Origin of the sequence: Limosilactobacillus gastricus DSM 16045, assembly GCF_001434365.1 — a bacterium.
GTDB classification, from domain to species: Bacteria; Bacillota; Bacilli; order Lactobacillales; family Lactobacillaceae; genus Limosilactobacillus; species Limosilactobacillus gastricus.
In genome coordinates, this window is the sequence record NZ_AZFN01000012.1 from 63454 (window position 1) to 73372 (window position 9919).

The 9919-nt window shown below is 45.2% G+C and carries 9 protein-coding genes; all 9 read left to right on the top strand.

Annotated elements, in window-relative coordinates; genetic code table 11:
* Positions 1 to 121 precede the first annotated feature (121 nt).
* From purC to purD, 9 genes are read left to right on the top strand one after another with little or no spacing between them, the layout of a single operon-like run.
* Positions 122 to 838: a phosphoribosylaminoimidazolesuccinocarboxamide synthase gene (gene purC / locus FC60_RS05315; RefSeq protein WP_056937403.1), complete on the top strand. Its 717-nt coding sequence runs from the start codon at positions 122 to 124 to the stop codon at positions 836 to 838.
* 2 nt (positions 839 to 840) lie between these two features.
* Positions 841 to 1086 carry a phosphoribosylformylglycinamidine synthase subunit PurS gene (purS, locus tag FC60_RS05320; RefSeq protein WP_056937404.1) on the top strand — a complete coding sequence of 82 codons (246 nt, stop codon included), beginning with the start codon at positions 841 to 843 and terminating at the stop codon, positions 1084 to 1086.
* Between the two features lie 3 nt (positions 1087 to 1089).
* On the top strand, positions 1090 to 1770 hold the full coding sequence (gene purQ / locus FC60_RS05325) for a phosphoribosylformylglycinamidine synthase subunit PurQ (protein WP_056937405.1): 681 nt from the start codon (positions 1090 to 1092) through the stop codon (positions 1768 to 1770).
* A 3-nt stretch (positions 1771 to 1773) separates the two neighbouring features.
* Complete coding sequence (purL, locus tag FC60_RS05330) at positions 1774 to 4002, top strand: phosphoribosylformylglycinamidine synthase subunit PurL (protein WP_056937406.1); 2229 nt, start codon at positions 1774 to 1776, stop codon at positions 4000 to 4002.
* Positions 3978 to 5432 (top strand): amidophosphoribosyltransferase, encoded by a 1455-nt coding sequence (gene purF / locus FC60_RS05335; protein ID WP_056937407.1) that lies wholly within the window; start codon positions 3978 to 3980, stop codon positions 5430 to 5432. The genes purL and purF overlap by 25 nt, the downstream gene beginning before the upstream one ends.
* Complete coding sequence (gene purM, locus FC60_RS05340) at positions 5432 to 6469, top strand: phosphoribosylformylglycinamidine cyclo-ligase (RefSeq protein WP_056937408.1); 1038 nt, start codon at positions 5432 to 5434, stop codon at positions 6467 to 6469. The genes purF and purM overlap by 1 nt, the downstream gene beginning before the upstream one ends.
* 8 nt (positions 6470 to 6477) lie before the next feature.
* Positions 6478 to 7062, top strand: coding sequence for a phosphoribosylglycinamide formyltransferase (gene purN / locus FC60_RS05345; protein WP_056937409.1), 585 nt, complete (start codon positions 6478 to 6480; stop codon positions 7060 to 7062).
* 1 nt (position 7063) lies between these two features.
* Positions 7064 to 8602, top strand: a complete 1539-nt coding sequence (gene purH / locus FC60_RS05350; RefSeq protein ID WP_056937410.1) for a bifunctional phosphoribosylaminoimidazolecarboxamide formyltransferase/IMP cyclohydrolase — start codon at positions 7064 to 7066, stop codon at positions 8600 to 8602.
* A 14-nt stretch (positions 8603 to 8616) separates the two neighbouring features.
* Positions 8617 to 9876, top strand: coding sequence for a phosphoribosylamine--glycine ligase (gene purD / locus FC60_RS05355; RefSeq protein ID WP_056937413.1), 1260 nt, complete (start codon positions 8617 to 8619; stop codon positions 9874 to 9876).
* Positions 9877 to 9919 lie beyond the last annotated feature (43 nt).

The window sequence follows — 9919 nt, forward strand, 5'->3', positions numbered from 1 at the left end:
CAATTAAATGTTTTGAGATCAGTTGACCTTTACTATGGTGATTGTTATTCTATGTATGAATAACGAATAAACGCTATTTTAGTCGTATCAAAGTTCGGATTTAACCAAAAGGAGATAACCGATGAGTGAGTTGTTATATGCCGGAAAGGCTAAGGAAATGTGGTCAACCGATGATCCAGAAGTATTGCGGGTCGTATATTTAGATCAAGCCACCGCTTTTAATGGGAAAGAAAAGGAACATTTTGCTGGTAAAGGACATGCTGCTCATGCAATTTCCAATTTAGTTTTCCATTATTTAAAGGATCATGGAATTACGACTCATTTATTGGAAACTATTTCACCGACCGAAGATCTAGTGAAAAAGTGTGAGATGGTTCCCTTAGAATTCGTCACCCGGAATGTGGTGGCGGGGCACTTTGCTAGTCGTTATGGTTTAGATGAGGGCGCCGACTTAAAGCCTGCGGTTGAAGAAACTTTTTATAAGAGTGATCCCTTGGATGATCCTTTTATTAATGCTTCGTCTGCTAATGCGTTAGGAATCGCCACTTTTGCCGAACAAGAACAAATGTGGGCCATGTGTCGGGAAATTAACGAACTTTTGAAAGCCCTCTTTGAAAAGGCTGGCATGAAACTAGTCGATTTCAAGTTAGAGTTTGGTAAATTACCAGATGGCACGATTATTTTAGCCGATGAATTTTCACCAGATAATTGTCGCTTGTGGGATTTGAAGACGAACGCCCACATGGATAAAGACGTTTTTCGGCGTCAATTAGCCGATCTTACCGAAACTTATGATCGAGTATTAGCGCGTATTCAAACTGCTTTAGAGGAGAAATAATTATGACCAACGTACGGATCTATGTTACTTACAAGCCATCAGTTTTTGATCCCCAAGGAGAGACTATCAAGAATTCAATTCATGCCTTAGGTCATGATGAGGTTGCCGATGTCACTGTCGGTAAGTTTTTTGACGTCCAAATTAATGCTACGGGCGACGCGGTTGAAGCGTCAGTTAAGGCAATTGCCGAAGAACTACTAGTCAACTTTAATATGGAAACGTATACCTACGAAGTGCGGGAGGGTTAATTCATGAAGATTGCCGTAGTGGTCTTTCCGGGATCCAACTGTGATATTGATTTATATGAAGCCTTGCATACGGTTTGTGGGGCGGATGTTGATTATGTGACCCACAAAGAAAGTAGCCTAGCTGGTTATGATGCAGTAATGTTGCCGGGTGGTTTCTCCTATGGGGACTACTTACGTTCAGGAGCGATTGCTCGTTTTTCTAATATTATGGGCGCTGTTAAGCAAATGGCAGATGATGGTAAGCCTGTCTTTGGGACTTGTAATGGTTTCCAAATTCTAACGGAAGCTGGCCTGTTACCAGGAGCTTTAAAGAAGAACGATAGTCAACAATTTATCTGCAAATCAGTTCCGTTAGAAGTAGTTAACAACCGAACGGTGTTCACCACTCAGTATGAAGCTCATGAACGGATTGTCTTACCGATTGCCCATGCTGATGGTTCTTATTATGCCGATGAAGAAACTTTAGATAAATTGGAAGAGAATAATCAAGTTGTGTTCCGGTATGCAGAAGAAAATCCCAATGGAAGTTTACGTAACATTGCCGGAATTTGTAATGAACGTGGTAACGTCTTAGGGATGATGCCACATCCAGAACGGGCCGTAGAAGCTATTCTTGGGAATACGGACGGCTTACGTGTCTTTACATCACTTTTAGAAAATGGATCAGTTCACGCGGAGGCTTAAGAGATGCAGCAAGCAATGACACCAGAAGAAATCAAGCAACAAAAACCATACTTGGATTGGAGCTTGACGGAACACGAATACAATTATATTTGTGACCATCTTTTACACCGGTTACCAAACTTCACTGAAACGGGACTTTTCTCCGCTATGTGGAGTGAACATTGTTCCTACAAGAAATCCAAGCCAGTCTTACGTCAATTCCCGAACAAGAATGCCCGCGTTTTGCAAGGGCCCGGCGAAGGAGCGGGAGTTGTTGATATTGATGACGGTCAAGCGGTAGTTTTTAAAGCTGAAAGTCATAACCACCCTTCAACAGTTGAACCATATCAAGGGGCTGCCACAGGGGTCGGAGGTATCTTACGGGACATCTTTAGCATGGGGGCTCGTCCCATTGCATCTCTGGATTCCTTGCATTTTGGTGAATTAGATCAGGTTTCCAACCAAATGAAATTAACTGGAGTCGTTAAGGGAATCGGTGACTACGGAAACTGTATGGGGATCCCTACCGTAGCTGGGGAAACCACCTTTGATCCTTGCTATTCTGGGAATGTCTTAGTCAATGCCATGAGCGTTGGTTTGATGGATCAAAAAGACATTCAAGCCGGTGTGGCTGCTGGGGTTGGTAATGCGGTGATGTATGTCGGCGCTAAGACAGGGCGTGATGGAATCCACGGGGCAACCTTTGCTTCGGCAGAATTTAGCGGTGAGAATGCGACCCAACGCTCGGCGGTTCAAGTCGGGGATCCTTTTATGGAAAAGCTATTGATGGAAGCTTGTTTGGAATTGATTCAACAGCATGCCGATTGGTTAATCGGGATTCAAGACATGGGAGCCGCTGGAATCGTATCTTCGAGTGCCGAAATGGTTTCTGAAGGTGAGAGTGGAGTTGAATTAAACCTCGATCTAGTTCCCCAACGTGAACCTAACATGTCAGCTTATGAAATCATGCTGAGTGAATCCCAAGAACGGATGTTACTGTGTGTTAAACAAGGGCACGAAGAAGATGTTAAGCAAATCTTTGACTTCTATGATTTAGAAGCCGTGGTGATTGGGCGGATTACAGAAGGTCATGACTATGTTCTTTATCATGATGGCGAAAAAGTGTGTGATATTCCAGTTTCGACTTTGACTGATGATGTCTTAGAAGAACCAAGTGAAGAAGCTAAGCCCCAGCGGATCACTGCTGCGGAACAAGCTCCTGCTTGGCAACCAGTAATTGATGACCCGGCAACTACTTTAAAGGACCTGTTAGGGCAAACGACCATTGCTGACAAGTCATCGCTCTATCAACAATATGATTCCCAAGTACGGACTTCAACGGTCGTCGGTCCCGGAAGTGATGCGGGAGTAATCCGCGTTCGCGGGACGAAGAAGGGACTCGCCATGACCACCGATGGAAATGGTCGGTTCGTTTACTTAAGTCCTAAGGTGGGTGGCCAGATTGCCCTCGTCGAAGCGGCCGCTAATGTCATTGCTAGTGGCGCACAACCATTAGCCATTACTGACTGTCTAAATTATGGAAATCCTAACGATCCAGAAATTTTCTGGGAATTACATCAATCAACGGCGGGGATGGCGGAAGCTTGCCGGGTCTTTGATACCCCAGTCATTTCCGGGAACGTTTCTTTATATAATGAAAATAACGGCAAAGCTATTCATCCAACTCCAATGGTAGGGATGGTTGGCCTGATCAAGGATCTAGACCATGTTATTCCGATGCAAGCCCAACAAGCCGGTGATTTGGTTTACTTATTAGGTCAAACCGGTGATGATTACGCCGGATCTGAATTACAAAAGATGCTCCAAGGTGATATTGACGGGGTATTGAATAATTTTGATCTTGAAGCGAGTCATCAAATGATGATGAATTTATTAGCTGCCATGCAAGCTGGACATGTTGCAAGTGCCCATGACCTCAGTGAAGGGGGACTAGGTGTGGCCTTAAGTGAAGCCTTGTTTGATACTGATTTGGGATTTGAACTTAACTTAACCCACTTAACGAATGCGCAACTCTTTAGTGAAACCCCGGGTCGCTTCATCGTAACCGTGTCGCCAGACCAGCAAGATGCTTTTGAAGACGATCTAGGCGATGATGCCCAATTAGTGGGTGAAGTCACCAATACTCACTGGTTAGATACACGCACAGCTGACGGTGATATGAATGTTTCCGTGGCTGATTTGCAGACTACTTGGAAGGAGGCCATTCCATGCCTGCTGAAATCAAAGGACTAAATGAAGAGTGTGGTGTTTTCGGTGTTTTTGGTGCCGACCACGCTAGTCAGCTAACCTATATGGGGTTACATGCCCTGCAACACCGGGGCCAAGAAGGGGCCGGAATTGTCACTTCTAATCATGAACGTCTTTTCCAACACCGGGACCGGGGCTTATTATCCAAGGTTTTTGCAGATCCAGCGGAATTGGATCTCCTTCAAGGGGATCGGGCGATTGGCCATGTTCGCTATGGGACGGCTGGTCGTAATTCCGTCGAAAATGTGCAACCCTTTTTGTTCCGCTTTCATGACGGGGATACGGCATTAGCTCATAATGGTAATTTAGTGAATGCTGTTAGTCTGAAGCGGGAATTGGAAGATGAGGGAGCCGTTTTTCAATCGGATTCCGATACAGAAATTTTGATTCATTTAATTCGGCACTACATCAAAGAAGATGGTTTCATTCCAGCTTTAAAGAAGAGTTTGAATCGGGTTAAGGGTGGCTTTGCCTTTCTCTTATTACAAAAAGATCGCTTAATCGCTGCCTTGGATCCTAATGGCTTTCGGCCGCTATGTATTGGCCAAATGGATAACGGAGCCTATGTCGTTACTAGTGAAACCTGTGCATTGGACATTGTCGGCGCTAAATTTATCCGAGATGTTCAGCCAGGTGAATTGTTGATCATCGATCAAGATGGTTTGCATGAGGATCACTACACGGAAGATACGCAACTTGCTGTTTGTTCCATGGAATATATCTATTTTGCCCGTCCTGATTCGATTATTCATGGCGTGACGGTTCATACGGCCCGCAAACGAATGGGGAAGTTATTGGCCCAAGAACACCCAATTGATGGTGACATTGTCATTGGGGTTCCTAATTCATCACTTTCGGCAGCCTCCGGTTATGCCGAGGAAATTGGCTTACCCTATGAAATGGGCTTGGTGAAGAGTCAGTATGTCGCGCGAACCTTTATTCAACCCACTCAGGAACTCCGTGAACGGAGTGTGCAGATGAAATTAGCTGCGGTACGTGGGGTGGTAGAAGGCAAGCGGGTGATCGTGGTGGATGACTCGATTGTCCGCGGCACGACTTCCAAACAACTGATACAAATGCTACGGCGAGCTGGAGCCAAAGAAATTCATATGGTAATTGCTTCTCCGCCGTTTAAGTTCCCCTGTTTTTATGGAATTGACGTTTCGACCCGAGCCGAATTAATGGCGGCGCATTATTCAGTCGAAGAAATGTGTCAAATTATTGGGGCCGATTCTCTGAACTTCCTTAGCGTACCGGGCTTAATTAAAGCGATTGATATGCCCGATGCAGGCGATGCGCCATATGGTGGTTTGACGGTTGCTTACTTTAATGGTGATTATCCAACCCCTTTGTATGATTACGAAGAAGGTTATCGTAAATCTTTGAGTGAACAAGAACGAAAGGAATTAATCTGATGAATCGTTATCAAGAGGCCGGGGTCGACGTAAATGCCGGTTACGAATTAGTAGATCGGATTAAACAAGATGTCAAAAGCACGGATCGTCCCGGTGTCATGGGTGGAATCGGCGCTTTTGGTGGTTTATTTGATTTGGGGTCCTTGAAGGTTCAACACCCCATCTTAGTGTCTGGAACGGATGGTGTCGGGACCAAGTTATTAATTGCCCAAGAGATGGACAAGCATGACACAATTGGGATTGATGTGGTTGCAATGTGTGTTAATGACGTCCTTGCTCAGGGAGCCGAACCACTTTACTTCCTTGATTATATTGCGACTGGTCATAATGATCCGAAAAAAATGGCCGCCATTGTCAGTGGCGTGGCTGAAGGTTGTCGGCAAGCCGGTGCGGCTCTAATTGGTGGTGAAACGGCCGAGATGCCAGATATGTATTCCTTTGAAGAATATGATTTAGCAGGGACCGTCACCGGTGTGGTTGATAAAGATGATTTATTAACGAGTGACAATCCAGCTGCTGGGGATATTCTGATTGGGCTGGCTTCTAGTGGAATTCATTCAAATGGGTTCTCCCTAGTTCGCCAAATCTTATTTAAGGATCATCAAGTTGCTTTAAGTGATCAACCCGCAACCTTAGCGGGGCAAAGCGTTGGGGAAGCCATTTTACAACCAACGCGAATTTATGTGCCTTTCGTGTTGCCATTGATTAAACAACACCTCATCACCGGGGTCAGTCATATTACCGGAGGTGGCTTAGTCGAAAATCTGCCACGGATGTTTGGCGATGACTTGCAGGCCGTCGTTGATTCCAGTACTTGGCCTCAATTACCAGTCTTTAACTACTTACGGGAATTAGGGGAATTGCCATTACACGATTGTTTTGAAACCTTTAATATGGGAATTGGAATGGTCTTGGCAGTGCATCCAGATCAAGTAACGAAGGTGCAAAATCAATTACGTAGCCTCGATGAGGAATCATACATTATTGGAGAATTGAAGGTACGACCTGAAGACGAGGCCAAGATTGTCATTAAGTGAGGTAAGAGATGCGAGTAGCAATATTTGCGTCAGGTAATGGGACGAATTTTGAAGTGCTGGCCAAGCAATTTCAAGATCAGACGATTCCTGGCGACTTAGTCTTAATGTTTTGTGATCATCCGGATGCCAAAGTGGTTGAACGGGCTCACCGATTTAAGGTACCAGTGGAAACCTTCACGGTTAAGGAATGCGGTGGCAAGCAAGCTTATGAAGAACGGATCTTAAAAGTCTTGCAAGACTACCAAATTGATTTTATTGCCTTAGCTGGTTATATGCGGGTAGTGGGACCAACAATTTTAGATCATTATGATCATCGGATTGTTAACCTTCATCCAGCCTGGTTACCAGAATATCCAGGCTTGCATTCGATTGAACGGGCCTTTGCGGGTCATCGTGATCAGACGGGGGTAACGGTTCATTATATCGATGCCGGACTCGATTCGGGGCCAATTATTGCCCAACGGCATGTACCGATTTTGGCTGATGACACCCTTGATAGTTTGGAAAGTCGGGTCCATGAGGTTGAACATCAGTTATATCCACAGGTTTTAAAAGCAGTGTTAACAGATTTAACAAAAAAGGAGCAAGGATAAGATGAAACGGGCTTTAGTAAGTGTCTCAGATAAGACCAATTTAGTTCCCTTTGTCCAAGGGTTAGTAGCTAATGGTTACGAAATTGTCTCGACTGGGGGTACGAAGAAACAATTAGATGATGCGGGAATTCCAACCATTGGAATTGAAGATGTAACCCATTTCCCGGAGATGCTCGATGGTCGGGTGAAGACTTTAAACCCTTATGTTCATGGTGGTTTACTCGCCCGGCGGGATCTACCAGAACACATGGCAACTTTAAAGGAACACCAAATTACCCCAATTGATCTAGTTTGTGTTAACTTGTATCCTTTTAAAGAAACCATCTCCAAACCAGGAGTTGAATTAGCGGATGCCATTGAGAACATTGATATTGGTGGTCCAAGTATGGTCCGTTCAGCTGCCAAAAACTACCAAAGTGTAACGATTGTGGTTGATCAAGCTGATTACGATCAAGTATTAACAGAGATTAAAAATGATGGGGACACGACCTTAGAAACGCGCTTTAAGTTAGCAGCAAAGGCTTTCCGTCATACGGCTGCCTATGATGCCTTGATTTCACAATACCTAACCGAACAAGTTGGCCTCGAAGATCCCGAAAAGTTAACTTTGACTTACGATCTTAAAGAAACGATGCGGTATGGTGAAAATAGTCACCAAAAGGCTTGGTTGTATGAGGATACCATGCCTAAGCAATTCTCCATTTTGGAAGCTAAGCAATTGCACGGGAAGCAACTTTCATACAACAACATTAAGGATGCTGATGAAGCCCTCCGTTGTGTTCGGGAATTTGATGAACCAACGGTAGTCGCCATGAAACACATGAATCCATGTGGAATTGGGACAGCTGAAGAACTTGAACTTGCTTGGGATCGAGCTTATGAAGCGGATCCAGTGTCCATCTTTGGGGGCGTAATTGCCGTTAACCGACCTGTCGATTTAGCCACGGCCGAAAAGATGCGGAAGATCTTCTTGGAAATTATCGTTGCCCCAAGTTTTGATGACGATGCTTATGAAGTCCTTGCCAAGAAGAAGAACATTCGCTTGTTACAAGTCAACTTTGACGCTAAAGACGAAGCGATGGGACATGAAACCGTTTCGGTTATGGGTGGTTTGTTAGTCCAAGAACAAGATGTCTTGGCTGAAGAACCAACCGGATGGGAAGTCGTTACGAAGGCTAAGCCGACGGCCGAACAATTAAAGAGTATGGCCTTTGCTTGGAAGGCCGTTAAGCATGCCAAATCTAACGCCATTGTGGTCGCAAATAATGAACGGACCCTTGGGGTGGGTGAAGGTCAACCTAACCGGATTGATTCATTACGAATTGCCGTGGAACATGCTGGCGATGCTATTGATGATCGGACGGTCATGGCTAGTGACGCCTTCTTCCCATTTGACGATTGTGTAGCATATGCTGGTGAACATGGTATTAAAGCCATTGTGCAACCGGGTGGCTCGGTCCGTGATCAAGAATCAATTGATAAAGCAAATGAATTAGGAATTGCGATGGTCTTCTCTGGCGTTCGTCATTTCCGTCACTAAGAGGAGGTTGCTTGCTGATGGAACCAGTAAATGTATTAGTAATTGGCTCCGGCGGACGTGAATTTGCGATTGCAAAAAAATTAAAGCAAAGCAATCACGTTGATCACGTTTTCTGTGCGCCAGGGAACGTGGGAATGCCAACGGTGGGGGTCGAGCCAGTTGCAATTGAAGAACTCGACTTTCCTGCTTTAATTGACTTTGCCAAAAGTCATCAAGTTGCCTGGACCTTTGTTGGTCCCGAAGACGCCTTGTGTGCCGGAGTGGTGGATGCCTTTCAGGCGGCCGGTTTGAAGATTTTTGGCCCTAACCAACGGTCGGCACAATTAGAAGGGTCTAAAGAATATGCCCTTGATTTTATGAATCAAGCCGGTGTGCCAACGGCAAAGCACCAGGCCTATGCAGATGTAGAGGCGGCCTTAGCCGGGATTAGTGAGTTTGGTTTTCCAGTGGTCATAAAGGATAATGGCTTGGCTGGTGGCAAAGGTGTTGTGATTGCCGAGGATCAAGCCACGGCGGAATTGACAATTCGGGAGATTTTGAAGACTCCAGACAGTCGTTTAGTGCTGGAAGAATGTCTGATCGGTCCTGAATATTCTATGTTCGTGATGATTCAAGACGGTGAATATCGGATCCTACCGATGGCCCAAGACCATAAACGGGCTAACGATGGTGATAAGGGTCCGAATACCGGTGGAATGGGGGCTTATAGCCCACTTCCTCAATTGAGCGCTAAGGATCGGCAACGGATGGTTGATGAAGTGGTAGTTCCAACCGTTCAAGGACTGGTAGCTGGTAATTATCATTACCATGGGATCTTGTATATTGGCTTGATGTTAACGGCAGACGGCCCGAAAGTTATTGAATATAATGTCCGCTTAGGGGATCCTGAAACGCAAGTCATCTTGCCACGTTTGGCGACGGATTTATTTGATCTGGTTGATACGTGTGTGAATGATCAAGCCATGCCAGAAGTAGAAGAAACTAATGATGCCGTTCTCGGGGTTGTGTTAGCATCAGCTGGATACCCAGTTAATCCGGTGCATGGTCAAGCGATCGGACCATTTCCTAAGCAGGCTGGAATCGAAATTGACTTTGCTAATGTTGGCGGTAGCCTAGACCATTTAGTTGGGACTGGTGGGCGCTTGCTGATGGTGATTGGTAAATCGGCTACGCTAGAAGAAGCTCAACATCAGGTTTACCAATATTTAGGGAAACTTGATGAACCAGAATGCTTCTATCGTCGAGACATTGGTGATAAGGCGTTGAAATTGTAATTAAAAAGCTCAGTCAGAAGTGAACCCCCTAAGTTGGACAGAT

Coding starts and splice junctions, on each gene's coding strand:
- purC (WP_056937403.1), top strand. CDS start 122: ATGAGTGAGTTGTTATATGCCGGAAAGGCTAAGGAAATGTGGTCAACC.
- purS (WP_056937404.1), top strand. CDS start 841: ATGACCAACGTACGGATCTATGTTACTTACAAGCCATCAGTTTTTGAT.
- purQ (WP_056937405.1), top strand. CDS start 1,090: ATGAAGATTGCCGTAGTGGTCTTTCCGGGATCCAACTGTGATATTGAT.
- purL (WP_056937406.1), top strand. CDS start 1,774: ATGCAGCAAGCAATGACACCAGAAGAAATCAAGCAACAAAAACCATAC.
- purF (WP_056937407.1), top strand. CDS start 3,978: ATGCCTGCTGAAATCAAAGGACTAAATGAAGAGTGTGGTGTTTTCGGT.
- purM (WP_056937408.1), top strand. CDS start 5,432: ATGAATCGTTATCAAGAGGCCGGGGTCGACGTAAATGCCGGTTACGAA.
- purN (WP_056937409.1), top strand. CDS start 6,478: ATGCGAGTAGCAATATTTGCGTCAGGTAATGGGACGAATTTTGAAGTG.
- purH (WP_056937410.1), top strand. CDS start 7,064: ATGAAACGGGCTTTAGTAAGTGTCTCAGATAAGACCAATTTAGTTCCC.